Annotated in this window: 9 protein-coding genes and 1 tRNA gene; 4 read left to right on the top strand and 6 right to left on the bottom strand. The window is 69.1% G+C overall.

Annotated elements, in window-relative coordinates; translation table 11 throughout:
* The first annotated feature begins 2 nt into the window (after window positions 1–2).
* Window positions 3–21,470: a type I polyketide synthase gene (locus NN2_RS38125; protein ID WP_063010349.1), complete on the top strand. Its 21,468-nt coding sequence runs from the start codon at window positions 3–5 to the stop codon at window positions 21,468–21,470.
* A gap of 45 nt (window positions 21,471–21,515) precedes the next feature.
* On the opposite strand, the gene NN2_RS03770 is transcribed toward NN2_RS38125, so the two are convergent.
* Both NN2_RS03770 and NN2_RS03775 read right to left on the bottom strand, forming a co-directional pair.
* The gene (locus NN2_RS03770; protein WP_063910649.1) at window positions 21,516–22,271 is read right to left on the bottom strand and encodes a thioesterase II family protein; all 756 of its coding nucleotides are present in this window, start codon (window positions 22,269–22,271) and stop codon (window positions 21,516–21,518) included.
* A gap of 79 nt (window positions 22,272–22,350) precedes the next feature.
* A complete protein-coding gene (locus NN2_RS03775; protein WP_063010353.1) occupies window positions 22,351–22,611 on the bottom strand; it encodes a metal-sensitive transcriptional regulator in 261 nt (86 codons plus the stop codon).
* A gap of 163 nt (window positions 22,612–22,774) precedes the next feature.
* Here NN2_RS03775 and NN2_RS03780 point away from each other — a divergent pair, with 163 nt between their 5' ends.
* The 3 genes from NN2_RS03780 to NN2_RS03785 all read left to right on the top strand — a co-directional run bounded on the left by NN2_RS03780 (window position 22,775) and on the right by NN2_RS03785 (window position 23,519).
* Complete coding sequence (locus NN2_RS03780) at window positions 22,775–23,164, top strand: carboxymuconolactone decarboxylase family protein (protein ID WP_063010356.1); 390 nt, start codon at window positions 22,775–22,777, stop codon at window positions 23,162–23,164.
* Between the two features lie 24 nt (window positions 23,165–23,188).
* On the top strand, window positions 23,189–23,362 hold the full coding sequence (locus tag NN2_RS39245; protein WP_501039980.1) for a DUF8730 family Cys-rich protein: 174 nt from the start codon (window positions 23,189–23,191) through the stop codon (window positions 23,360–23,362).
* Window positions 23,363–23,445: 83 nt separating this feature from the next.
* Window positions 23,446–23,519: transfer RNA gene (locus NN2_RS03785), tRNA-Met, on the top strand.
* 159 nt (window positions 23,520–23,678) lie between these two features.
* Here the strand turns inward: NN2_RS03785 and NN2_RS03790 are convergent.
* The 4 genes from NN2_RS03790 to NN2_RS03805 form a co-directional block, all read right to left on the bottom strand.
* Window positions 23,679–24,524, bottom strand: a complete 846-nt coding sequence (locus NN2_RS03790) for an SDR family NAD(P)-dependent oxidoreductase (RefSeq protein ID WP_063010358.1) — start codon at window positions 24,522–24,524, stop codon at window positions 23,679–23,681.
* A gap of 87 nt (window positions 24,525–24,611) precedes the next feature.
* Window positions 24,612–25,418, bottom strand: coding sequence for an SDR family oxidoreductase (locus tag NN2_RS03795; protein WP_030517990.1), 807 nt, complete (start codon window positions 25,416–25,418; stop codon window positions 24,612–24,614).
* On the bottom strand, window positions 25,415–26,092 hold the full coding sequence (locus NN2_RS03800) for a hypothetical protein (protein ID WP_063010360.1): 678 nt from the start codon (window positions 26,090–26,092) through the stop codon (window positions 25,415–25,417). The genes NN2_RS03795 and NN2_RS03800 overlap by 4 nt, the downstream gene beginning before the upstream one ends.
* Window positions 26,093–26,112: 20 nt before the next feature.
* Entirely contained in the window at window positions 26,113–26,892 is a 780-nt protein-coding gene (locus NN2_RS03805) for an alpha/beta hydrolase (protein WP_245658531.1), read from the bottom strand.
* Between the last annotated feature and the right edge of the window lie 105 nt (window positions 26,893–26,997).

Genomic DNA, 26,997 nt, shown 5'->3' on the forward strand with positions numbered 1-26,997 from the left:
GAATGACGAACCCCGATGACAAGACGCAGAAGCTGGCGCAGGCGCTGCGTGTCTCGCTCAAGGAGACCGAGCGGCTGCGGGCGCGCAATCGCAAGCTCGACGCGGCCCTTCGGGAGCCGATCGCGATCGTCGGTATGGCGTGCCGGTATCCGGGCGGGGTGGAATCGCCGGAGGATCTGTGGCGGTTGGTGGCCGAGGGCGGCGACGCCACCTCGGAATTCCCGGTGAACCGCGGGTGGAACGTCGAGCGACTCTACGATCCGACCGGGGAAACGCCGGGCAGCACCTACAGCCGTGAGGGTGGCTTCCTGCATACGGCGGGTGAATTCGACCCCGCGTTCTTCGGCATCAGCCCCAACGAGGCCGCGACGATGGATCCGCAGCAGTTCTTGCTGTTGGAGACCTCGTGGGAGGCCTTGGAACGCTCCGGCGTCGACGCGAGGTCGTTGCGGGGCAGCGCGACCGGCGTTTTCACCGGCCTGATGTATCACGACTATCCGGCCAACGCGAACGCCGGATCCATTGCCTCCGGCCGGGTTTCGTATGTGCTCGGCTTCGAGGGGCCGTCCGTCACGGTGGATACGGCGTGTTCGTCGTCGCTGGTGGCGATGCATCTGGCCGCGGGGTCGCTGCGGTCGGGGGAGTGCGATCTGGCGCTGGCCGGCGGTGTGACGGTGATGTCGACACCGGAGACCTTCGTCGAGTTCAGCCGCCAGCGCGGCTTGGCCCCGGACGGCCGGTGCAAGTCGTTCGCAGATGCGGCCGACGGTGTGGGCTGGTCCGAGGGCGTCGGAGTGCTTGTGCTGGAACGGCTTTCCGACGCACAGCGCAACGGTCATCGGATTCTGGCGGTCCTGGCGGGTTCGGCGGTGAACCAGGACGGTGCGTCGAATGGTCTGACCGCGCCGAACGGTCCGTCGCAGCGGCGGGTGATCCGGCAGGCGCTGGCCAATGCGGGTATCTCGGCGGCCGACGTGGATGCGGTCGAGGCGCACGGCACGGGAACGACGCTGGGTGATCCGATCGAGGCACAGGCTCTGCTCGCTACCTATGGCCGGGACAGGGATGCGGACAGTCCGTTGTGGCTGGGCTCGTTGAAGTCGAATATCGGTCACGCCCAAGCCGCGGCGGGTGTCGGTGGTGTGATCAAGATGGTGATGGCCATGCGGCACGGCGTATTGCCGCGGACGCTGCATGTCGATCGGCCGAGTACGAAAGTCGACTGGACCGAGGGCAATATCCGGTTGTTGACCGAGCCGGTCGAGTGGCCGGAGGGGGACCGTCCGCGTCGTGCGGGGGTGTCCTCGTTCGGCATCAGCGGCACCAACGCCCACGTGATCGTCGAACAAGCACCCGCGACCGAGGCGGTGGCGGACCCGGTGGTGCGAAGCGCGCCCGCGGGCGGCGTGCTGCCGTGGGTGGTCTCCGCGCGCAGCGGCCCCGCAGTCGCGGATCAGGCCGTTCGCCTGGCGGGGTACATCGCACATGCGTCTGCGGACGAACCGGATCCGCTCGATATCGGTCTGTCGCTGGCCTCCACGCGGTCCGCGTTCGAGCATCGTGCCGTCGTGCTGGCCGGTGACCGTGACGGCCTGCTCGCGGGTGTGCGGGCGCTGGCGGCGGGTGAGTCCGTGCCCGGTGTGGTGTCGGGTCGGGTGGTGCCGGGTTCGACGGGTGTGGTGTTCTCGGGGCAGGGGGCGCAGTGGGCCGGTATGGCTGCCGAGTTGCGCGGTGCCTACCCGATGTTCGCCGAGCATTTCGACGCGATCGTCGCGAAGCTGGAACGTGGCCTCGGGCAATCGGTTTCGCTGTCCGATGCGTTGGCCGACGAGGAACTGATCGATCGGACCGTCTTCGCGCAGGCGGGTTTGTTCGCGTTCGAGGTGGCGCTGTACAGACTGCTCGAGTCGTGGGGTGTGCGGGCGGATGTGGTGGCGGGTCATTCGATCGGTGAGGTTGCTGCCGCGCATGTGGCGGGTGTGTTGTCGCTCGAGGACGCGTGCGTTCTGGTGGCGGCGCGTGGTCGTTTGATGCAGGCGTTGCCGGCGGGTGGGGCGATGGTCGCGGTGGGTGCCTCCGAGGCCGACGTGCTGCCGTTGTTCAGCGGTGAGGTCTCGATCGCGGCGGTGAACGGCCCGTCCTCGGTGGTGGTATCCGGTGCCGACGTGGACGCGGTCGCGGCTGCCTGCGCCGAACGCGGGTGGCGGACCAAGCGCCTTCGGGTCTCGCACGCGTTCCACTCGGCGTCGATGGAGCCGATGCTCGCCGAATTCGCCACTGCCATCGCCGATGTGACGTTCAGCCGTCCGACTCTGCCCGTGGTGTCGACGGTGACCGGCACCCGGGTGACCGATGAGATGCGTGATCGGTCCTATTGGGTGAACCAGGTTCGGGATACCGTCCGACTCGCCGACGCCGTCACGACGATGGCGGGCATGGGGGTGACTCGTTTCGCCGAGGTCGGACCGGATGCCGTGCTGGCCCCGATGGTCACCCGAACCCTCGACGACGCTCCGGCCGGCGCGACGCCGGTGGTGGTCGCCCTCGCGCGTCGCGGCCGGGCGGACGCCGCGACCTTGTCGGCCGGTGCCGCCGGGTTGTTCGTCCGCGGCGCGGAACTGGATTGGGCCGGCTGGTACGCCGGGACCGGAGCGCAGCGAATCGACCTGCCCACCTACGCCTTCCGGCACGAACGCTTCTGGCTCGACGCCCGGCAGGTACTCGCGCAATCGTGGCTGGGAGCCGAACTCGGCGGGGTGACGGCGGTCGGTCTCGATGCCGTCGCGCATCCACTGCTCGGCGCGGCCGTACCGCATCCGGAATCCGGCGGAGTGAGCTTCACCGGTCGCTGGTCGGTGGATTCCGTCGATTGGCTGGCCGACCACAGCGTCTTCGGCGTGGTACTGCTGCCCGGCACCGGATTCGTCGAATTGGCCGGCCACGTCGGCGGCCTGCTGGGCTGCGATGTGCTCGAAGAACTCGTCCTGCACACCCCGTTGACGCTTCCGGCGCAGGGCAGTGTGTCGGTGCAGGTGGTGGTGGCCGCCGCGGACGACACCGGCCGTCGACGGCTGAGTATCCATTCCCGCCGGGCCGCCGAGGAACCCTGGGCGATCCATGCCGAAGGCGTTCTCACCTCGGGTGGCGTGGTCGCCGATTTCGATCTGAGGTCGTGGCCGCCCAGCGGCGCGCGGCCGGTGGATATCGACGGCATCTATGACGAACTGCTCGATCTCGGTTACGGCTACGGTCCGGCGTTCCGGGGTATGCGGGCGGCGTGGCAGCGTGGGGACGACCTGTTCGCCGAGGTCGCGCTGCCCGACCCGGCCGACGCCGACAGCTTCGGCATCCATCCGGCTTTGTTCGACGCCGCGCTGCATGTCCGGATCGTGCACGCGCTGCGCGGCGGAGGCGGCACGTCCCCGGCCTTGCCGTTCACCTGGAACACGGTGGCGTTGCACGCGGCCGGGGCCGCGGTGGTGCGCGTGCGGATCGCGGTCGAGGGCGAGAAGTTCGGCGTACAGATAGCCGATGCGCAGGGTGAACCGGTGCTGTCGGTGGCCGCCCTCGTATCCCGGCCGGTCACGGCCCGCCAGCTCGACGCGCCCCGGGTGTCGCAGGATCTGTTCGGCGTGGAGTGGGTCCCGGTGGCGGGATCAGTGGTGGTTGTCGACCCGGAACGGGTGGCGGTGCTCGGCGCCGGCGTCGATACGGGGGAGGTGCGCGGATACAACGATCTGGCGGCACTGGTCGCCGATCTGGATGCGGCCGCGGAGCCGGTTGTCCCGGAGATCGTCGTGTTCGAATGTCCGCGAGGTGAGGGCACGCCGCCCGCGGCGGCACGGCAGGTCGTGACCGGCGTGCTCGAGACCGTGCAGCGGTGGTTGAGCGATTCCCGGTTCGCCGGCTCCCGGCTGGTCGTGGTCACCGAAAACGCTGTGCCCGTGCGTGATTCGGAGTCGGTGAACCTGGCGCAGGCGCCGGTGTGGGGTGTGCTGCGGGCCGCGCAGGCCGAGCATCCCGATCGATTCCAGCTGCTGGATCTGGACCGCGAGGACGCCGAGACTCGCACCCCGCTGGCTGTGGCGTCGTCGGCCGCCGCGGTCGCGGGCGAACCCGAAGTCGCCGTGCGCGGTGCGGCCGTATCGGTTCCGCGATTGAGCCGTCACCCGGCCGGCGACACCGTTCGGCTGGACGAGCCCGGCACCGTGGTGGTGACCGGTGGCACCGGTGGTCTGGGTGCGTCGATCGCGCGGCATCTGGTCGTGAACCACGCCGTGCCGCGGCTTGTTCTGGTGTCGCGTCGTGGGCCGGCCGCGCCCGGCGCCGAGCGGTTGCGTGACGAGTTGACGGAGCTCGGTGCGCAGGTGCGGATTGTCGCGTGCGACGTGTCCGATCGGGATGCGTTGGCGGCGTTGATCGCCAGCATTCCGGACGAACATCCCTTGGTCGGTGTGGTGCACGCCGCGGGTGCCGCCGACAACGGTGTGGTCGAGGCGATGTCGGCGGATCGGGTGGATCATGTGTTCGCGCCCAAGGTCGACGCGGCATGGCATCTGCACGAGTTGACCCGTGATCGGCCCTTGTCGCTGTTCGTGGTGGTGTCGTCCGCCGGCGGACTGGTGTTGGCGGCCGGCCAGGCGAATTATGCTGCGGCGAACGTCTTTCTGGATGCGCTGGCCGCCTATCGCCGGGCAGCGGGATTGCCGGCGACCGCGATCGATTACGGGCTGTGGGCGCGCTCGAGCGGACTCGGCACGGAGCTGTCCGAAGCCGATTTCGAACGGATGCGCCGGCAGGGGTTCCCCGCGCTCGCTGAGGACGAGGGCCTCGCGCTCTTCGATGCGGCGATCGCGACCGAGACCGCTCAACTGGTCGCGCTGCGGATCGATTCCGCCGCGCTCCGGGCCCGTGGCGAGAGCGTCCCGGTACTCGCGCGCGGAATCGTCACCCCGGCGAGCACACGTCGCAACACCTCCGCGGCGACGCACGCCTTCTTGGACACGCCGGCCGGGCTGTCGGAGGCCGACAGGCGAGTGGCCGTGCTGGATCTGGTGCGTTCGGTGGCCGCCGGTGTGCTCGGGCACACGTCTGTGGATGCCATCGAACCGCAGCGCGCTTTTCAGCAGCTGGGTTTCGATTCGCTGGGTGCGGTGGAGTTCCGGAACCGCTTGAATGCCGCGACGGGTTTGAAGCTTCCGGCGACCTTGATCTTCGACTATCCGAACGCCCAGGTCGTCGCGGAATTCATCGGCGCCGAGCTGGCCGGTGTGGCAGTGGTGGAGGAGAAGCCGGTCGGGCGGGTTCGGGTCGATGACGATCCGATTGCGATCGTGGCGATGAGTTGCCGCTATCCGGGTGGTGTCGCGTCGCCGGAGGAGCTGTGGCGGTTGGTCGCCGAAGGCGTCGACACCAACGGGGAATGGCCGGTCGATCGTGGCTGGGATATCGACGCCATGTACGACCCCGAGCCCGGTAAGGCGGGGAAGACCTACACGCGTCGTGGTGGATTCCTCTACGAGGCAGCGGATTTCGATGCCGACTTCTTCGGGATCAGTCCGAACGAGGCCACGATCATGGATCCCCAGCAGCGATTGCTGCTCGAGACCTCCTGGGAAGCACTGGAACGCGCCGGTGTCGACCCGGCCGAATTGCGGGGGACCGCCACCGGTGTGTTCACCGGCGTCATGTACCACGACTACGCGCAGGGAACGGAGAGCCGCAACAGCGCCGGGGGAAGTCTGGTCTCCGGCCGAGTCGCGTACACGCTGGGGTTGGAAGGCCCTGCGGTATCGGTGGATACGGCGTGCTCGTCCTCGCTGGTGGCCGTGCATCTGGCGGCGGGATCGCTGCGATCGGGAGAATGCGATCTGGCCCTGGCCGGTGGCGTCGCGGTGATGGCCTCGCCGGACATGTTTCTGGAGTTCTCCCGCCAGCGCGGTCTCTCTCCCGACGGCCGGTGCCGTGCCTTCGCCGATGCCGCGGACGGTGTGGGCTGGTCCGAGGGCGTGGGTGTGCTCGTGCTGGAGCGACTGTCCGACGCGCAGCGCAACGGCCATCAGGTCCTGGCGGTCATCGCGGGTTCCGCGGTGAATCAGGACGGCGCGTCGAACGGTTTCACCGCGCCGAACGGTCCCTCGCAGCAGCGGGTGATCCGCCGGGCGCTGGCCGATGCCGGACTCGCCGCGGCAGAGGTGGACGCGGTCGAAGGCCACGGCACCGGCACGACATTGGGTGATCCGATCGAGGCCCAGGCATTGCTGGCGACCTACGGCCGCGACCGCTCTGCGGATCGTCCGTTGTGGCTGGGGTCGTTGAAGTCGAATATCGGTCATGCCCAGGCCGCGGCGGGTGTGGGTGGTGTGATCAAGATGGTCATGGCGATGCGCCACGGCGTGTTGCCCAAGACCTTGCACGTCGATCGGCCGAGCACGAAAGTCGACTGGTCCACAGGCAATATCGCGTTGTTGACCGAGCCGGTCGAATGGCCCGAGAGTGATCGGCCGCGGCGGGCCGGTGTGTCCTCGTTCGGGATCAGCGGCACCAACGCCCACCTCATCCTGGAGCAGGCGCCGAGCGTGGCGGTGCCGGTGCAGGCCGCGCCCACCGCTCCGGTCGGCGGCGTCGTGCCCTGGGTGATCTCGGCGCGCAGTGCCGCGGCCCTCGCCGGTCAGGCCGACCGGCTCGCGTCCGCGATCGGCGACGAGCACGATCCGATCGACATCGGGTTCTCCCTCGCATCCACCCGTGGGGTGCACGAACACCGTGCTGTCGTGGCGGCCGGTGACCGTACCGACTTGCTCACGGGCGTGCGGGCATTGGCCGGCGGTGAGCAGGCGCCGGGTGTGGTGTCCGGTCGGATGCTGCCGGGTTCGACCGGCATGGTGTTCTCGGGGCAGGGGGCGCAATGGACCGGGATGGCCGCCGAACTCCGCGCCGCCTACCCGGTCTTTGCCGAACACTTCGACGCGATCGTGACCGAGCTGGAACCCGCTCTGGGACAGACGGTTTCGCTGCGGAACGCGCTGGCCGACGATGGCCTGATCGACCGCACCGTCTTCGCGCAGGCGGGATTGTTCGCGTTCGAGGTGGCGCTGTTCCGGCTGTTCGAATCGTGGGGTGTGACCGCGGGGGTGGTGGCGGGTCATTCGATCGGTGAAGTCGCTGCCGCGCATGTGGCGGGCGTGTTGTCGTCGGCGGATGCGTGTGTGCTGGTCGCCGCGCGCGGCCGGCTGATGCAGGCCCTGCCTGCCGGTGGCGCGATGATGGCGGTCGGGGCGTCCGAGACGGATGTGCTGTCGGTGCTGAGCGGTGAGGTCTCGATCGCGGCGGTGAACGGTCCGGCGTCGGTGGTGGTGTCCGGTGTCGAATCCGAGGTGATGGCGGTCGCCGCTCGCGCCGCCGAGCGTGGATGGCGTACGACCCGGTTGCGCGTGTCGCATGCGTTCCATTCGGCGTCGATGGAGCCGATGCTCGCCGAATTCGCCCGTGCCATCGAAGGTTTGACGTTCGGCCGCCCGGAGATCGCCGTGGTGTCCACGGTGACCGGTGCCCGGGTGACCGATGAGATGTCGTCCCCGGCGTATTGGGTCGCGCAGGTTCGCGACACCGTGCGGTTCGCGGACGCGGTCACCGCGATGGCGGATCTGGGAGTCTCCCGCTTCGCCGAAATCGGGCCGGATGCGGTGCTCGCGCCGATGATCACCCAAACCCTCGAGAACAGGGCGACAGCGGGGGCAATGACGGCGGTGCCTGCCGTGGTCGCGCCGGTGCGCCGGCATCGGGCCGATGCGGCGACGCTGACGGCCGGGGTGGCCGGACTGTTCGTCGCGGGCGCCGAGGTGGACTGGGCCGGTCTGTACGCCGGCACCGGAGCCCGGCGAATCGACCTGCCCACCTACGCCTTTCAACGTCGGCGCTACTGGGCGGGGGCGACCGGCGCCGGCGGCGACCTGCGGGCCATCGGCCTCGCATCCACGGGACATCCCCTGGTCTCGGCGATGGTGTCACACCCGGATTCCGACACGGTGACCCTCACCGGACGCCTGTCCGTGCAGACCCACCCGTGGCTCGCCGATCACCGGGTGATGGATACGGTGCTGTTCCCCGGAACCGGTTTCGTCGAACTCGCCCTGCACGCCGGGGAACGAGTCGGTCTGCCCATGCTCGACGAGTTGGTGCTGCAGGCGCCGCTGGTGTTGCCGGACACCGGCGGGGTCGCGGTACGGGTAGTGCTCGGTGAGCCGGACGCGACGCGACGGCGCGAAATCCGGATCTTCTCCTGCCCCGACCGCGATGTCGACATGATGTCGTCGTGGACGATGCACGCCGAGGGTGCTCTCACGTCGGAGGAAATCGACGAATCCGGATCGGCCTCCTGGCCCCCGGCCGACGCCACCGTTGTCGACGTCGACGGCGTCTACGACGAGCTCTCATCCATCGGGTACGGGTACGGCCCGGTCTTCCGGGGCTTGCGGGCGATGTGGCAGCGCGGGAACGAATTCTTCGCCGAGATCGCGCTACCGGACTCCGGGCGCGCCGACGGGTTCGCGATCCATCCGGCGCTGTTCGATGCCGCATTGCATCCGGGCATCGTGGACGGCTTCCGCAGCGGGAAAATCGGTGATTCCCCGGCGTTGCCGTTCATGTGGAATCGGGTCGCGGTGCATTCGACCGGAGCTCAGGTGGTGCGCGTGCGGATTTCACCGGACGCGGACGGATTCGGCGTGCGGATCACCGACCAGCAAGGGCGCCCGGTGCTGTCGGTCGGTGCGCTCGTCTCGCGGCCGGTATCGGCCGAGCGACTCGCTGCGAATCCGGTCGCGGACTCGCTGTTCGGCGTGGAGTGGACGGCCGCCTCGACGGCATCCGCGACGCTCGAACCGAACCGCATCGCGGTGGTGGGTTCCGGACGAAGCTCCGAAGGTGCGCCACGGCACCTAGGTGCATTGATCGCCGACCTGGATGCGGCCGGGAACACGGTGGTCCCCGAGGTCGTCGTTCTCGAATGCCCCGAGGACGAATCCGCACCGCCGGTCGCGGCCCGGCAGATGGTCGCCGGTGTCCTCGAGGCCGTGCAAAGATGGTTGCGCACTTCGTATTTCGCAAGCTCTCGCCTGGTGGTCGTCACCAGACATGCGGTATCCGTCGACGGGGCCGAGCAGGTGAATCCGGCGCAGGCGCCGGTGTGGGGTCTGGTGCGGGCGGCACAGGCCGAGCATCCCGGCCGATTCCAGCTCCTCGACTTGGACCACGACCGCGATGCCGTCACCGCGCTGACCACGACGACACCGGCCGCCACCGAGCCGGAGGTCGCGGTGCGCGGGGCGGATGTGCTGGTTCCGCGGTTGCGCCGGCTCGCCCCCGGTACGGTGGTTCGCTCGATCGAGCCCGGCACCGTGCTGATTACCGGCGGAACGGGTGGCCTCGGTGCGTTGATGGCGCGCCACCTTGTTGTGAATCACGGTGTGGCACAGCTGATTCTGGCATCGCGCAGCGGGCCGGACGCGCCCGGTGCCGAGCAGTTGCGTGACGAGCTGGCAGAGCTCGGCGCGCAGGTGCGGATCGCGGCCTGCGATGTGTCCGACCGCGATGCGTTGGCGGCGCTGATCGACGAGATTCCGGACGAGCATCCGCTGATCGGTGTGGTGCATGCGGCGGGCGCCGGCGACAACGGGTTGATCGAATCCCTCACGGCGGATCGATTCGGGCCGGTGTTCGCGCCGAAGGTCGACGCGGCGTGGTATCTGCACGAGTTGACCCGTGAGCGACCGCTGTCGCTGTTCGTGCTGGTGTCGTCGGCGGGCGGTTCGGTGCTGGCGGCCGGGCAGGCCAATTATGCCGCGGCCAACGTCTTTCTGGACGCGCTGGCCGCCCACCGTCGCGCGGCGGGTCTGCCCGCGACCGCCATCGATTACGGATTGTGGGCGACCTCGACCGGCCTGGGGTCGATGCTGTCCGACGGTGATGTCGAGCGGATCCGGCGGCAGGGACTTCCGCCGCTGAGCGAGGCCGAAGGGCTGGCGCTGTTCGATCTGGCGATCGCCACCGAGTCCGCGCAGGTGGTGGCATTGCGCGTCGATCCGGCGGCCCTGCGCGACCGCGGCGACGAGCTGCCGGCACTGCTGCGTGCGATGGCCCCGGCCCCGATCCGGCGCCGGGCACGAGGCCAGGGTCCCGATCACGCGTTCGCCCGCACGCTGGCCGGTTTGCCGGATGTGGATCGGCATGCGGCTGTGCTGGATCTGGTCCGGTCGGTGGCCGCGGGTGTATTGGGCCATGCGTCGGTGGATGCGGTGGAGCCGCAGCGTGCTTTCCAGCAGCTGGGATTCGATTCGCTGGGGGCGGTGGAGTTTCGGAATCGGTTGAACGCGGCGACGGGTTTGCAGCTTCCGGCCACGTTGATTTTCGACTATCCGAATGCGGAGGTGGTGGCCGAGTTCATCGGGTCGGAATTGGCCGGTGTGGCGATTGCCGACGCCGAGCCGGTCGGCCGGGTCCGGGTGGATGACGATCCGATCGCGATCGTGGCGATGAGTTGTCGTTATCCGGGGGGTGTGGCGTCGCCGGAGGATTTGTGGCGATTGGTCGCCGAAGGTATCGACACCAACGGGGAATGGCCGCTCGACCGCGGCTGGGATGTCGACGATATCTACGATCCGGAGCCCGGAAAGCCCGGCAAGACCTACGCGCGCAACGGTGGATTCCTCTATTCCGCAGCGGATTTCGATGCCGACTTCTTCGGGATCAGCCCGAACGAGGCCATGGCGATGGATCCGCAGCAGCGGTTGCTGCTGGAGACCTCGTGGGAGGCGCTGGAACGGGCCGGTATCGAACCGGCCGTGCTGCGCGGCAGCGCCACCGGTGTGTTCACCGGTGTGATGTACCACGACTACGCCCAGGGGACCGGCAAGGCCGGAACCGCGGGCGGCAGTCTGGTCTCCGGGCGTATCGCCTACACGCTGGGGTTGGAAGGTCCTGCGGTGTCGGTGGATACGGCGTGTTCGTCGTCACTGGTGGCGATGCATCTGGCCGCGCAGTCGTTGCGGTCGGGGGAGTGCGATCTGGCGCTGGCCGGTGGCGTCGCGGTGATGGCCACGCCGGATATGTTCCTCGAATTCTCCCGTCAGCGCGGGCTGTCCCCGGATGGCCGGTGCAAGTCGTTCGCGGACGCCGCGGATGGTGTGGGTTGGTCCGAGGGGGCGGGCATGCTGGTCCTGGAGCGTTTGTCGGATGCGCGTCGCAATGGTCACGAGGTTCTTGCGGTGTTGGCGGGTTCGGCGGTGAATCAGGATGGTGCGTCGAATGGTTTCTCCGCGCCGAACGGCCCGTCGCAGCGGCGGGTGATCCGGCAGGCGTTGGCCAATGCCGGGCTCTCGCCCGCCGAGGTCGACGCCGTGGAAGGCCACGGCACGGGGACGACGCTGGGCGATCCGATCGAGGCCCAAGCGCTGCTTGCCACCTATGGGCAGGATCGTTCTGCGGATCGTCCGTTGTGGTTGGGATCGTTGAAGTCGAATATCGGCCACGCCCAAGCCGCTGCCGGTGTCGGTGGTGTGATCAAGATGGTCATGGCCATGCGCCACGGTGTGCTGCCGAAGACCTTGCATGTCGACCGGCCGAGCACGAAAGTCGAATGGTCGCAAGGCAATATCCGGCTGCTGACCGGGTCGGTCGAGTGGCCGGAGGCGGCTCACCCCCGCCGCGCCGGTATCTCGTCCTTCGGACTCAGCGGCACCAACGCCCACCTCATCGTCGAACAGGCGCCGGCCGACCCGGCCTCCGTCCCGGAGACCAGGACCGCCCCGGCCGGTGGTGTGCTGCCGTGGGTGATCTCGGCCCGCACCGGTGCGGCCCTGGCCGAACAGGCCCGGCGCTTGACCGCGCGGATCGGCGACCAGCACCCGGTCGACATCGGCTACTCACTCGCGACCTCACGAGTGGTGTTCGATCACCGCGCTGTGGTGCTGGCCTCCGAGCGCGACGGCCTGCGAATCGGTACCCAGGCTCTCGGGCGCGGAGAAGGCCTTCCCGGTGTGGTGTCCGGCCGGGTGGTGCCGGGCTCGACGGGTGTGGTGTTCTCGGGGCAGGGTGCGCAGTGGGCCGGTATGGCGGCCGAGCTGCGCGATTTTCCGGTGTTCGCCGGGCATTTCGACGCGATCGTCGCGAAGCTGGAACCTGCTCTGGCACAGTCTGTTTCACTGTCGGATGCGTTGGTCGACGAGGCGTTGGTCGATCGGACGGTGTTCGCGCAGGCGGGTTTGTTCGCGTTCGAGGTGGCGCTCTACAGACTGCTCGAGTCGTGGGGTGTGCGGGCGGATGTGGTGGCGGGTCATTCGATCGGTGAGGTCGCTGCTGCGCATGTGGCGGGTGTGTTGTCGCTCGAGGACGCGTGCGTTCTGGTGGCGGCGCGTGGTCGTTTGATGCAGGCGTTGCCGGCGGGTGGGGCGATGGTCGCGGTGGGCGCGTCCGAGGCCGACGTGCTGGCGCTGGTGGATTCCGGTGCGGTGGCGGCCCGTGACGTGTCGATCGCGGCGGTGAACGGCCCGTCCTCGGTGGTGCTGTCCGGCGTGGAAGCCGCTGTGGTGGCGGTCGCGGGACGGTGTGCGGAGAAGGGTTGGCGCACACATCGTTTGCGGGTGTCGCATGCGTTCCATTCGGCGTTGATGGAGCCGATGCTGGACGAATTCGCGGCCGCGATCGACGGTTTGACGTTCGGTAGGCCGACTGTGCCGTTGGTGTCGACGGTGACCGGCGCGAAGGTGACCGACGAGATGTCGGTCCCGTCGTATTGGGTGCGCCAGGTTCGGGATTCGGTGCGGTTCGCCGATGCGGTGGCGGCGATGGCGGAGTCGGGGGTGTCTCGTTTCGCCGAGGTCGGACCGGATGCGGTGCTGGCCCCGATGGTCACCCAGACCCTCGACGCCGCGTCCCCGGTGGTGGTGGCGCCCGCCCGCCGGCACCGAGCGGATGCGTCGACCCTGACGGCCGGACTGGCGAGGCTGTTCGTCACCGGCGTCGATGTCGACTGGGGCGCCTTCTACTCGGGAACCGGCGCCCGGCGAATCGATCTGCCCACCTACGCTTTCCAGCGCCGGCGGTATTGGATGTCCGACGCGTCCGCGACATCCGGCGGCGCGCGGGCGATGGGCTTGGTCGCCGCGGAACATCCGCTGATCTCGGCCGTGGTGTCCCAGCCGGACTCCGACGGTACGGATCTCATCGGCCGCCTGTCGCTGCGGACGCACTCGTGGCTGGCGGACCACACGGTCATGGACAGCGTCCTGTTCCCCGGCACGGGCCTGGTCGAACTCGCCCTCTACGCCGGCGAACAGGTCGGGTGTCATCACCTCGAGCAACTCGTCCTGCGAGCCCCGCTGACACTGCCGGAATCCTCCGGCACCGCGGTGCGCGTCGTGGTCGGCGCCGAGGACGAGGCCGGTCGTCGCCCGGTGCGGATCTACTCCCGCCCCGAGGACGAGGCCGATGCGCCGCCGTCCTGGACGGTGCACGCCGAAGGCGTTCTCGCGCCCGAAACCCCCGGCACCGCTGTCGAATTGCGGACCTGGCCGCCCACCGGCGCGGTCGCCGTGGATATCGACGGGGTGTACGACGCCCTCGACGCGCAGGGATACCACTACGGTCCCGCGTTCCAGGCGCTGCGCTCGGTCTGGCGAGCGAGCGGTGACGTTCTCTACGCCGAGGTGGAACTGCCCGAGACCGCCAGGCCCGACGCACAGCGGTTCGGTGTCCATCCGGCGCTGCTGGACGCGGCGATGCATGCGCTGCGATTCGCCGACGCGCGGCCCGACGGACCGGCGTTGCCGTTCGAATGGTCCGGAGTCACCGTCCATGCGGCGGGGGCCGACGCGGTGCGGGTCCGGCTCACCCGCGTCGGGGAACGGGGCGTGGCGCTGGATCTGGCGGATAGCACCGGTGCTCCGGTGGCGACGGTCCGCCACCTCGCCTCCCGTCCCGTCGATCCCGCGCAGCTCGCCACCGGCGCGTCCGCGGGCAATGCCCTGTTCCGGATCGACTGGACCCCGATCGAGGTGGACGCGGCCGACATCGCCACGGCCGCATGGCCGGAACTCGGCGACGAGATACCGCCGGTCGTGGTACTGGACTGCCCGGCGGGTAACGATCCCGCCGCGATCCACGCCGCGACGCACCACGTTCTGGAGGTGTTGCAGTCCTGGACGGCGAGCCCGCGATTCACCGACTCGGTCCTCGTGGTCCGGACCGGTGGTGCGGTGTCGGTGGCCGGAGAGGACATCACGAATCTGGCCGGTGCCGCCGTCGGCGGCCTGGTCCGCTCGGCACAAGCCGAGAACCCCGGCCGCTTCGTGCTGATCGACACCGATGCCGCGCTCGACGATCTGCTCGGCGGCATCCTGGCCGCGGCCGAACCGCAGGTGGCCGTGCGGGACGGGCGAGTGCACGCCGCACGCCTGGTCCGGACGTCTCCCGCCGCCCCCGAGGCGGTCGAGTTCGATCCGGACGAGACGGTGCTGATCACCGGTGCGGGCGGGCTGCTGGCCGGGGTGTTCGCCCGGCACCTGGTCACCACCCGCGGCGTCCGCCGCCTGCTGATGCTGAGCCGACGCGGCGAATCAGCTTCCGGCGCAGACGAATTGCGAGTCGAACTCGGCGACCTCGGCGCCCAGGTGGAATTCGCCGCCTGCGATGTCGCCGACCGCGGCGCGCTGGCCGCCGTGCTGGCGGGCATACCCGCCGCGCACCCGCTGACCGGCGTCTTCCACCTGGCCGGTGTGCTCGACGACGGTGCCGTGGCGTCGCTGACTCCGGCGCGGATGGATACGGTGCTGGGGCCCAAGGTCGATGCCGCACTCCATCTGCACGATTTGACCGCCGAACTGCCGTTGCGGGAATTCGTGCTGTTCAGCTCGGTGGCCGGTGCGTTCGGCAACCCCGGACAGGGCAACTATGCCGCGGCCAACGCCTGCCTGGACGCGCTCGCCATCCATCGCGCCGCGACCGGCCGGTGCGGTACGTCCCTGGCGTGGGGTCTGTGGGACGGGGGTATGGCCGGGCAGCTCAGCGACGTCGATCGGCACCGCATGTCCCGCTCGGGCCTGCTACCGCTCTCGGCGGATCAGGGCCTGGCGCTGTTCGATGCCGCGGCCGGTATCGACGTGCCGGCGCCGGTGCTCGCCCGGCTCGACACCGAGAGCATCCGCAACGCCGGAACTGCCACGCCCGCACTGCTTTCCGGTCTGGTGCCGGCCCGCCGCAGCGCGGCCTCCGGCACCTTCACGGCGCTGCGCGCCCGGGTGTCGAGCACTCCCGACAGCGAACGCTTCGGGGTGCTGGTGGAGATCGTGCGTGGACAGATCGCGGCGACTCTCGGCCACGAGAACGCAAAGTCGATCGCCGCGGACCGGGCCTTCAACGAACTGGGGTTCGATTCGATCACCGCCATCGAATTCCGCAACGCCCTCAAAGCCGTCACGGGCCTGCCCCTGCCCGCCACCCTGGTGTTCGACTATCCGACACCCGAGACACTGGCGAGACATCTCGCCGAGGAGTTCACCGGCACGGGCCGGGACACCGAGGTCCCCGCGACCCGGGCCGTCGACGACGACCCGATCGCGGTGGTCGGAATGGCGTGCCGGTACCCCGGTGGTATCACCTCTCCCGAGGAACTCTGGGATCTGGTGCGCGACGGCGCCGATGCGATCACGCCGCTGCCGGCCGACCGGGGCTGGGACATCGCCGGCATCTACGACCCGGAACCCGGCCGCGCGGGGAAGTCCTACACCCGGGAAGGCGGATTCCTGCACAGCGCAGCCGATTTCGACCCGGAGTTCTTCGGCATCGGCCCCAACGAGGCCACCGTGATGGACCCCCAGCAGCGGCAGTTGCTGGAGACGACATGGGAAGCGCTGGAGCGCGCCGGTGTCGACCCCACCATGCTGCGGGGCAGCTCGACCGGTGTCTTCGCCGGCGTGATGTACCACGACTACGCCCAGGGCAGCGGCAACAGCGCGGGCGGCAGCCTGGTCTCCGGGCGTATCGCCTACACGCTGGGGCTGGAAGGTCCTGCGGTGTCGGTGGATACGGCGTGCTCGTCGTCGCTGGTGGCGATGCATCTGGCCGCGGGATCGCTGCGTTCGGGGGAATGCGATCTGGCGCTGGCCGGTGGAGTGACGGTGATGGCGACACCGGAGACCTTCGTGGAGTTCAGCCGCCAGCGTGGGCTGTCCCCCGACGGTCGATGCAAGTCGTTCGCGGACGCCGCGGATGGTGTGGGCTGGTCGGAGGGGGCGGGCATGCTGGTGTTGGAGCGGCTTTCGGATGCGCGTCGCAATGGTCACGAAGTCCTTGCGGTGCTTGCGGGTTCGGCGGTGAATCAGGATGGTGCGTCGAATGGTTTCTCCGCGCCGAACGGCCCGTCGCAGCGGCGGGTGATCCGGCAGGCGTTGGCCAATGCCGGTCTCTCGCCCGCGGATGTGGATGCGGTCGAGGCGCACGGCACCGGTACGACGTTGGGTGATCCGATCGAGGCTCAGGCGTTGTTGAGTACGTACGGGCAGGATCGTGCCCCGGATCGTCCGTTGTGGTTGGGATCGTTGAAGTCGAATATCGGCCACGCCCAGGCCGCTGCCGGTGTGGGTGGTGTGATCAAGATGGTCATGGCGATGCGGCATGGGGAACTGCCGCGGACACTGCACGTCGATCGGCCGAGTACGAAAGTCGATTGGTTCGAGGGCAATATCCGGTTGTTGACCGAGTCGGTGGCGTGGCCGGAGGTGGACCGTCCGCGGCGTGCCGGGGTGTCTTCGTTCGGGATCAGTGGCACCAATGCGCACGTCATCGTCGAGCAGGCCCCGGCGGCCGAAACCGCGCCGCCGGTGACAATCGGCCCGGCCGTCCTGCCGTGGACGCTGTCGGCGCGCGGTAACGACGCACTGGCCGGACAAGCGGCCCGCCTGGCCTCGCATGTGGACGCCCACGATCCGGATGCCGTCGATGTCGGCTTCTCGCTGGCCTCCACGCGGGCGGTGTTCGAGCATCGGGCCGTGGTCGTGGGCCGGGATCGTGACGATCTGCTCGCGGGCGTCCGGGCGCTGGCAGCGGGCGACACCGTGCCCCGTGTCGTCTCCGGTCGCGTGCTACCCGGTTCGACGGGTGTGGTGTTCTCGGGGCAGGGCGCGCAGTGGGCCGGTATGACGGCCGAACTCCGCACCGCGCATCCGGTATTCGCCGAACATTTCGATGTGATTGCCGGCATGCTGGATCCGCTTCTGGAACAACATGTTTCGCTGAACGACGCGTTGGCGGACGACGACCTGGTCGATCGCACCGTGTTCGCGCAGGCCGGTTTGTTCGCGTTCGAGGTGGCGCTGTACAGGCTGCTCGAATCCTGGGGATTCGGTGCGGATGTGGTGGCTGGTCATTCGATCGGTGAGGTCGCCGCCGCACATGTGGCCGGGGTGTTGTCGCTCCGGGACGCGTGTGTGCTGGTGGCGGCACGCGGGCGACTGATGCAGGCACTGCCCGGGGGCGGAGCGATGATCGCCGTCGAGGCATCCGAGGCCGACGTCTCGGCCCTGCTGACCGGCGACGTCGCGATCGCCGCGGTGAACGGCCCGTCCTCGGTGGTGCTGTCCGGTGTCGACGCCGATGTAACGGCTGTTGCCGGAAGGTGCACTGAAAGAGGCCGGCGCACACATCGTTTGCGGGTGTCGCATGCGTTCCACTCGGCGCTGATGGAGCCGATGCTGGCCGAATTCGCCTCGGCGATCGAGGCTTTGACGTTCGGGCGTCCGACTGTGCCGCTGGTGTCCACCGCAACCGGCGCCAGGGTGACCGACGAGATGTCGGATCCGTCCTATTGGGTGCGGCAGGTTCGGGACGCGGTGCGATTCGCCGACGCGGTCCTCGCCATGGCGGAACTGGGCGTGACACGATTCGCCGAAGTCGGGCCCGATGCGGTGTTGACGCCCATGATCGCCCTAACCCGCGACACGGCAACCGCGGTCGCGCTCACCAAGCGCCACCACGCGGACCCCGCGACCGTGCTCACCGGGCTCGCCCGCCTGTATGTCGCTGGTGCGATGGTGGATTGGACCCGCTACTACGCCGGCACCGGCGGCAGGCGGACGGATCTGCCGACCTACCCCTTCCAGCACCGCCGCTTCTGGGCCATGGGCCGGCTGCATTCCGGTGAGCCGTCGGCGCTCGGCCTGCGGTCCACCGAACACCCCATGCTGGGCGCGCTGGTGGCGCAACCCGAAGGCGGCGGCGTCCGCCTCACCGGGCGACTGTCCACGGCCACGCATCCGTGGCTGGCCGATCACGACGTACTCGGCGTAGTCCTGCTGCCCGGAACCGGTTTCGTCGAGTTGGCCGTCCACGCCGGAGAGCAGGTCGGCTGTCCGGAACTCGCGGACCTCACACTGCGGGCGCCGCTGACGTTCAGCGGACCCGGCGGCGTGCAGATCCAGGTGGTCGTGGGTGACGGCGACGAGGCCGGTCATCGGCCCGTCGACATCTACTCCCGCCGGGACGAAGACGATCCGGCAGTCCCGTGGACCCATCACGCGCAGGGCCGGCTGAGCCCGAGCGCGGATACGGGCGAACCGGCGCACTGGGCCGATTTCGTGCAGTGGCCCCCGTCCGGCGCCACGGCGGTCACGGTGGACGGCGCGTACGACGAACTCGCCGACCACGGCTACCACTACGGTCCGGCCTTCCGCGGTCTGCTGGCGGTATGGCGGCGCGGTGACGAACTCTTCGCCGAGGTCGCGCTGCCGGAACAGACCACCGCACACGGTTACGGCATGCATCCGGCGCTGCTCGACGCGGCCCTGCACGCGCTCACCGTCGGCGCTCCGCGCGAGCAGGCCGAGCCACAGACCCTGGTTCCGTTCACCTGGTCGTCGGTGCGTCTGTACGCCGACGGTGCCCGCCGGGTGCGGGTGCGGCTGACCGGACGGGACGAGGCGGTCACGGTGCAGATCGCCGATTCCGGTGGCGCGCCGCTGCTTTCGGTGCGTTCGCTCGCCTTGCGGCCGATCTCACCCGACGTGCTCGCGGCCTCGTCTCGTCCCTCGTACGACGCGCTGTACGAACTCGCGTGGCGGCCCGGCCCGCAGCCGCGCCGCACGGCGGATATCTCCTGGGCCGAGTGGGGTACGGCGGAATCGGCTTCGGTCCTCGTCTACCGCCCTCCGGTCGAGGAGGTCGCGGTGCCGGCGCGGCTGCGCACGGCGCTGCACGCCACCCTCGGTGTCCTTCAGCAGTTCCTGCGCGACGAACGCTGTGCCTCGAGCACTCTCGCGGTGATCACCGACTCGACCGGAGATCCGGCCACTGCCGCGGTGTGGGGCCTGGTGCGCGCGGCGCAAGCGGAGAACCCCGGGCGAATCGTGCTCATCGAGGCCGACGAGGCCGTCGCGATGCACGACCTCGTGGCCGCCGCGGCGACGGGTGAGCCGGAACTGGCCGTCGACGGGGCCGGCACGCGGGTGCCGCGACTCGTCCGGGCCGCGTCTGCCGAGGCGACGCTGCCGACCGCGTGGGATCCCGAACGGACCGTCCTGATCACCGGCGGAACCGGTGGGATCGGCCGCCACCTCGCCCGGCACCTGGTGCGCGAGCACGGGGTGCGCCACCTGGTGCTGGCCGGTCGGCGCGGACCGGACGCCGCCGCGGATCTGGTCGCCGAACTCGGCGCACTCGGCGCTCGGGTTCGGGTCGCGGCCTGCGACGTCACCGACCGCGACGCGGTGCGGCAGCTGCTCGGATCGATCCCCGCCGAGTATCCGCTGGGCGCGATCGTGCACGCGGCGGGGGTCGCCGACAACGGCCTGGTCGATACCTTGACCCCGGATCGGATCGACCACTGCCTGAGCGCCAAGGCCGACGCCGCCTGGTACCTGCACGAGCTCACCCGCGAGGCCGGACTGTCCGCATTCGTCCTGATCTCCTCGGTGGCGGGGTCGATCCTGCCCGCCGGCCAGGCTGGGTACGCGGCGGCCAATCTGTTCCTCGACGCGCTCGCGACGCATCGCCACGCCGAAGGCTTGCCGGCGACGTCACTCGCCTACGGCATGTGGGATATCGACACCGGACTGTCGCAATGGCTCGGCGAGGCCGACCGGCAGCGGATGCGGCGCCAAGGCTTTTCACCGCTGCCCGCCGGCGCCGCACTCGAATTGTTCGATGCGGCAGTGTCTTCCGGTCGTCCGGTACAGGTGCCGGTCGCGATCGATCACGCCGTACTCCATGCCCGCGATGCGGTCCCGGCCCTCCTCGGTGATCTGGCCGCGAAGACGGGACGCCGGCAGCGCGCCACGACGCCGGACGCCGCGGCACTGCGCAACCATCTGGCGCAACTGCCGGACGCCGAACAGGAACGGTGGCTGTTGACGCACATCCTCGAGCACGCCGCCCGGCTGCTCGGGCACGGCAGCACCGAGGCGCTCGACCCGGAGCGAGATTTCCTCGAATCGGGCTTCGACTCGCTGGCCGCCATGGAGTTGCGCGGCGCCCTCAACGCATCCACCGGACTGACGCTGTCCACGGCGGCGATCTTCGACCACAAGACGCCCGCGGTACTGGCCCGGCATCTTCGCGAGGAGCTCGGCGCCGCGCCACAACAAACCAACAGCCAAGCGGTCCAGGATGATTCGCTGTACGGGATGTTCCGCGGCGCGGTCACGAACGGTCAGGCCGGTAAGGGCTTCGCCCTGCTGCGAGCGGTGGCGGAACTGCGGGACCAGTTCACCGCGGACGAGCAACCGGAACAGTTGCCGGCGCCCGCGCGCCTGGCCGCGGGCTCGGCCCTGCCGCGGATCATCTGCCTCAATCCGCCGCTGGCCACCGGCGGTGCGCACCAGTACGCCCGGATCGCGTCGCAGCTGCGCACCGGCCGCGATGTCCTGGCACTGCCGCTGATCGGTTTCGGTGCGGGCGAGCCGCTACCAGCGACGCCGGTCGCCGCGCTGGCGGCGCTGGCACGCGGCGTGCTCGAGGCCGTGCAGGGTGAGCCGTTCGTCCTGCTCGGGCATTCCTCGGGGGGTCTGCTGGCCTACCTCGTCACCGAGTATCTGGAGGCGGCCGGCGGTCCGGCGCCCGCCGGCGTGGTCATGCTGGACACCTATCCGGCGCACGCGGGTGCGGAATGGCTGCTGCGAGAGATGGCCGAACACATGGTGTCCCACGAGGCCACGTTCGGTCGTTTCGATCAGGCCCGGCTCACCGGAATGGGCCGTTACGTGCAGTTGCTGCACGAGCTGGTGCCGGGGTCGGTCGACACGCCGACGCTGTTCGTCCAGTGTGCGCGATCGTTCCTGGACGGCTCCTCGGAACGTGCGGACTGGCAGACCCGGCCGTGGGACGCGACGCATTCCGTCGTGCCGGTGGCGGCCGATCACTTCACGATCCTGGAGGACGGCGCGGCGGAGGTCGCCGAGGCGATCGAGGACTGGCTCGCGCACTGAGGGCGGCGACCGGGTGGGCGAATACGCCCGCCCGGTCGTTCCCGGCTAACTCGACAGCGCTCGCGAACTGTGATCGGAAATCAACCGCGCGACCGCATCGCCATTGGCGTCGAGAAAGAAATGGCCGCCGGGAAATGTTCGGGCGGAGAAACTTTCGGTGGTGTGCGAGCGCCAGACCTCGAGATCGGCGAGACTCGCATCGGCGTCGCGATCACCGGCCAGTGCGACGATGGGACATGCGACGGTCGCCCCCGGTGCGCAGGCGTAGGTTTCGATGGCCCGGTAGTCGTTTCGGGTAACGGTCAGGATCATGTCGCGCATTTCCGGATCCTCGAGCAGGGCCGCCGGGGTGCCGCCGTAGTTCAGGAGATGATCGGCCAGCTCACGATCGCTCAGCGTGTGCATCACCTCGGTGCCCTGTTGTGACGGAGCGCGGCGTCCCGAGGCGAACAACACCGCCGGTCGCGCGTCGGTTTCGCGTTCGAGGCGCCGGCAGGTTTCGAATGCCACCGCGGATCCCATGCTGTGGCCGAACAGGGAAAAACGCGAGGCGTCGGCGAGTGTCTCGGTCAATTCGGTGAACAGCCCGTCGACGAGCCCGGAAATGGTGTCGACGAGCGGTTCGCGCCGCCGGTCCTGCCGCCCGGGGTACTGCACGGCGAGGACGTCGTATTCCGACCCCAGGCGTTTGGCCAGCGGCCCGTACGAGATGGCGGATCCGCCGGCATGAGGAAAGCAGACCACCGTATGCGATCCGTTCTCCGGAGCGGGGGACAGACGACGCAGCCAGCTATTACCCACGGGCCGAAAGCCTACACCGACTGCTTCGCCTCCGAATTCACCGCGCTCGCAACGGATTCGCCTGGGAGGTGCCGTGACGTCACGCCAGCGAGAGGAACAGCTTCTCCATCTTCTTCATGTCGGCGCCGTCCGCGCTGCCGTTGGTCAGGCAGTGCTGGAGACCGGTCGCCACCAGGGCGTAACCGCTGCGGCTCAGCGCTTTGTTGACCGCAGCGAGCTGAGTGAGCACATCCTCGCACTCCGCACCGTCTTCCATCATGCGGATGACGGTCGCCAGGTGGCCGTGTGCGCGCTTCATGCGAGTGATCACGGCCTTCACCTCGTCCGGTTCGAATTGCATCTGTTCCTCCAGCGTCTCGTCCGGCCCGTCGCGGACCGTACCCAGGAATCATATCCCCCCGGGGGGATGCTATGGTTGTCTCATATCCCCCCGGGGGGATAGCCCGTACGTGGTTCTCCCCGCCCCACCCGCGACGGACCACAGCTGATGAAAGGAATGCCGGATGTCCGAACACAGTGAGCGCCCGTCCCGCCACGGCGCCGCCGTGCTCCAAGAGCTCTCGCCGCAGCATCGCGCGCTACGTCACGCGATCCCCGAGGTGTACAAGGGTTTCGGCGAACTCAGCAAAGCCGCGTTCGCGCCGGGAGCCATCGATCGCAAGACGAAGGAACTGATCGCGCTCGCCATCGGCGTGGTCGAGGGCTGTGACGGTTGCATCGCCTCGCACGGGCAAGCGGCTGCGCGCGCCGGGGCCACGCGTCAGGAGGCCGCGGAGGCCATCGGCGTTACCTTCCTCATGCACGGCGGCCCGGCAACGATCTACGGTGCTCGCGCCTATGAAGCGTTCTGCGAGTTCGCCGATGCCGTCGATGCCGGCGACGGCCCGGCGTGATCACGAACGGAAAAGGTCCTCGGTATGTGTAGTCCCGTTCGATGCAGGGTGTGCGGCAAGACGACGTGGTCCGGTTGCGGTCGGCACGTCGCTCGGGTCCGGGCCGCCGTTCCGGCCGACCAATGGTGCGCCGGCCATCCGGCATCCGCCCAGGACGGCTCGTCGCGTCGGCTGTTTCGCAAGTGGGCAGGCCGCTGAAGCGGCTCACGCGTAGTCTCCGACCTCTGTCACCAGCCGTTTTGGTGTTTCCCGTGCGGTTGCGTAGGGTTGTCCCTGCCCGACGCGGGGTGGAGCAGCTCGGTAGCTCGCTGGGCTCATAACCCAGAGGTCGCAGGTTCAAATCCTGTCCCCGCTACTACAGAGGGCGGTCCTGACCAGAGGTTCAGGGCCGCCCTCGACTCTTGCCGGGGTTGTCGGCATCGAATTCGACATCACGCGGAACCACGATGAACGTGGCATGAGCCGGCACCGGGCGTGGCACAGCCACGAACTCGAGTTCTGTCCGGGCTTCCGATCAGCTCAGCGATGTGGGCCGGGTGGGCTCGATGTAGCGGGTGGCTAGGGTGGCAAGAATTCGCTGGTAGGACGAGCCGAGGATGCGGACGAGGAGGTCGCTCACGTGGGCGTCGGCGCCGACGAGGATCTTGGCCTTGCCCTTGGCCGTTCCGTCCAGGATGACGCGGGCCGCCTTCTCGGGGGTGGTGCGAGCGAGGCGGTCGAACAGCTGGACGAGGTGCTGCAGCTCCTCGGGGTTGGTGCCGGTGGCCTTCGTCGCGATGGCGGTGCGAACGCCGCCGGGGTGCACGCTGGACACGGTGACCGGATGTCCGGCGGTGAGCATTTCCTGGCGTAGCGATTCGGTGAAACCTCGAACAGCGAATTTGGCCGCGTTGTAGGCACTTTGAGTGGGAACGGCGAACAGGCCGAAGACGCTCGAGGTGTTGGCGATGCGGCCGTCGCCGGAGGCGATCAGGTGTGGCAGGAACGCCTTGGTGCCGTGCACGACACCCCAGTAGTCGACATCGAGGACGCGGGACAGATCTTTGATGTCGCTGTTCTCGACGGTACCGACGAAACCGATTCCGGCGTTGTTGAATACGTCGTGCACGGCCCCGAACCGCGCGAGGACGGTCTCGGCAAACCGCAGCATCTGTTCGTATTCGGCGACGTCGAGGACGGCTGTCTCCACTCGGGCGTTGTAGGCGAAGCATCGGGCAGCGGTTTCGGCGAGCTCTTCGGCGTCGAGGTCGCACAATGCCAGGTGTGCGCCGCGGCGGGCGAGTTCGATTGCGAGGCTGCGACCCATTCCTGATGCGGCGCCGGTGACGACGGCGACGCGGCCGCGGTAAGGCTCGGACATGATTCTCCGGTAAGAGTTTCGGTGGTGGGTACGAAGGCGATTGCAGGTGGTCGGTGCGGCATCGGGGGTCCGCACCGACCGCGGAAATCAACTGTCGATGCGGTTCAGGTAGGCGCGGCGCCGCTGCTGGTCGTACCGGCCGGGTTCGCGACCGACGAATCGGCGCTTGACCGCGCGCAGAGCCGTCTCGGGAATACCTTGTTCGACGGTGCCCATCGGAGCGAGCCATCGTGGGATCGTCACTTCGGCACGCCGGTGGCGAACGGTATCGGCGATCGCCTCGCCCACTTCCGCGGGGTGCAAGGTGGGTTGCAGTTTCAGGTTCACCCCCGATGTCAGTTCGGTGTGCACGGCGGCGGGCATCACGGTGGTGACGGTGACGCCGGTGCCGTCGAGTTCGGCGCGGACCGCGCGGGACAGCGCGCCGACGGCGAATTTCGAGGCGCAGTAGACCGCCGCGCCCGGGGTAGTGACCTTGGCGGCCATGGACGCGACATTGACGATGTGGCCGCGTCCGCGCGCGACCATTCCCGGCAAAGCCAGACTCATGCCATTGATCACCCCGCCGACATTGATGGCGATCTCGCGGTGGTGCCCGGCCAGGTCCAGCTCGAGGAAGGGTGCCAGGCGCATGATGCCCGCGTTGTTGACCAGTACGTCGACGGGACCGGTTTCGGTGGCGGCGTTCAAGAATTCGGCGAAGCTGCCCGGATCGGTGACGTCGAGTTGGGCGGCGTGTCCGCCGATCTCGGCGGCGGTCGCCTCGGCCACGGGAAGGTCGATATCGCCGATCCAGACCTGGGCGCCGCGCGCGGCGAGCGCGATGGCGGTGGCGCGGCCGATTCCGCGTGCCCCGCCGGTGACGCAGGCGACCGTCCCGTCCAGTCGCATCATCGGTTCGTCTCCCGCAGCGGTGCGCGCAGCGCGAAGTAGCCGATGACCCGGATCTCGCCGGTTCGCGAACCCATCAGTGCGCGGCCCAGATACACCCCGGGCACCAGTTCGACGAGTTCATCGCGAACTCGTTCGATGGGCACGATCCTCGAACGGGGGTTGCCGAGCGCTGGGTCGGTGTAGGTGACCGCCGCGACCTGAACGAACGGTGCGAGCGAAGCACGTTCTACGCGATAGCCGAAGCGGAAACCCTGGTAGACCGCACTCGTCCGGACCCAGCCGCTGTACCGCGGCACCGCGGCCCGTAACGCGAGGTAGGCGATGCGGTTCAGGCGGTTGTACCCGGTCGCGGTGGCGGCGTCGAAACTCTTGCCCACCCACCCGGGTTCGACGGCGACTACCGGATTGAGCAGAGCCGCTTCCGGAATCCCGAACAACTTGCCCGCGATCATCCCCTCGTAGTCGCCGTCCAACTGTGGGGCCGTGCCTTGGGCGAACAGAGCTGCCAACAGCTCACGGTCGTCGGTGTCGGCCGCCCCTCGCAGATAGTCCCAGCACGCTGCGGCGGCGCGTGCCGGTGCCGAACCGGCCAGTTCACGCAGCTCCCCGAGCAGCGATGTCGGTTGTCTGCGGGCAGCGCCGGAGCTGCGGCGGGATGAGGTTCCAGTAGTCATCGAGATTCCTTTCTGAAGTGTCAGGCCGCTGCCGAGGAGGCTGCGGTCCGGACGTGCTCGCGGATGAAGCGGGCGATTTCCGCGGTGAGTTGCCTGCTTTCGGGCAGGTACGGGAACACCACCGGGAAGGCGTGGATCTGGCCGTACCAGATGTGCAGTTCGCACGGCACACCTGCCGCGTCGAGGCCGGCGGCCATGACTTCGGAATCCAGGCGCAGGAACTCGTCGTCGCAGGCGGCCAGCAGGGTCGGGGGTAGGACGCGGAGGTCGCCGTTGACCGGCGACAGCGCTGTATCGATGCGGCCGTCGCGGGCACAGCCGAGTTCGGCGATGCGCGTGAATGCCGCGGTGGGCAGATATGCCTCGGTCATCGCATTGTGGTGTGCGAGTTTGGCGGTGAGGTCGAGGTCGAGCCACGGGCTCAGCGCGACCACCGCCGCCGGGGCCGGCAATTGCTCGCCGGCGACCCCGAGCGCGGTGCTCAGCGCGAGGAATCCGCCTGCCGAATCCCCGGCGAAGACGACCGATTCGCTACCGACGCCGTGGTCGAGGAGCCACCGGTAGGCGGCCAGGCAGTCGCGCACCGACTCCGGAACCGTGGCCTCGGGCAGATAGCGGTAGCGCACCTGCACGACCGGCAACCCCGTGGCCCGCGACAATTCAGCGACCAGGCGACGGTGTGTGTGCAAGCCTCCGGCGACGAAACCGCCGCCGTGGAAATACAGCACCGCGCCTGCGCCGAACCCGTCCGGCGCCTCGGCTGCGCGCACGATCTCACAGCGCACCGTCGTCGTTGTCACCGCTTCGACCCGCACAGGGGTGCGGACACACAGTGCTCGGGATCCGAGGTCGACAAGCCCTCCGACGCGTATCGCGAGCGGAGAGATCGGTACCCGGCGCAGTGC

This window comes from Nocardia nova NBRC 15556, assembly GCF_001613005.1.
GTDB classification, from domain to species: Bacteria; Actinomycetota; Actinomycetes; order Mycobacteriales; family Mycobacteriaceae; genus Nocardia; species Nocardia nova.

Excerpts from the sequence above, each read along its gene's own strand:
- NN2_RS38125 (WP_063010349.1), top strand. The coding sequence starts at position 3 with ATGACGAACCCCGATGACAAGACGCAGAAGCTGGCGCAGGCGCTGCGT.
- NN2_RS03775 (WP_063010353.1), bottom strand. The coding sequence starts at position 22,611 with ATGCAATTCGAACCGGACGAGGTGAAGGCCGTGATCACTCGCATGAAG.
- NN2_RS03780 (WP_063010356.1), top strand. The coding sequence starts at position 22,775 with ATGTCCGAACACAGTGAGCGCCCGTCCCGCCACGGCGCCGCCGTGCTC.
- NN2_RS39245 (WP_501039980.1), top strand. The coding sequence starts at position 23,189 with ATGTGTAGTCCCGTTCGATGCAGGGTGTGCGGCAAGACGACGTGGTCC.
- NN2_RS03790 (WP_063010358.1), bottom strand. The coding sequence starts at position 24,524 with ATGTCCGAGCCTTACCGCGGCCGCGTCGCCGTCGTCACCGGCGCCGCA.
- NN2_RS03795 (WP_030517990.1), bottom strand. The coding sequence starts at position 25,418 with ATGATGCGACTGGACGGGACGGTCGCCTGCGTCACCGGCGGGGCACGC.
- NN2_RS03800 (WP_063010360.1), bottom strand. The coding sequence starts at position 26,092 with ATGACTACTGGAACCTCATCCCGCCGCAGCTCCGGCGCTGCCCGCAGA.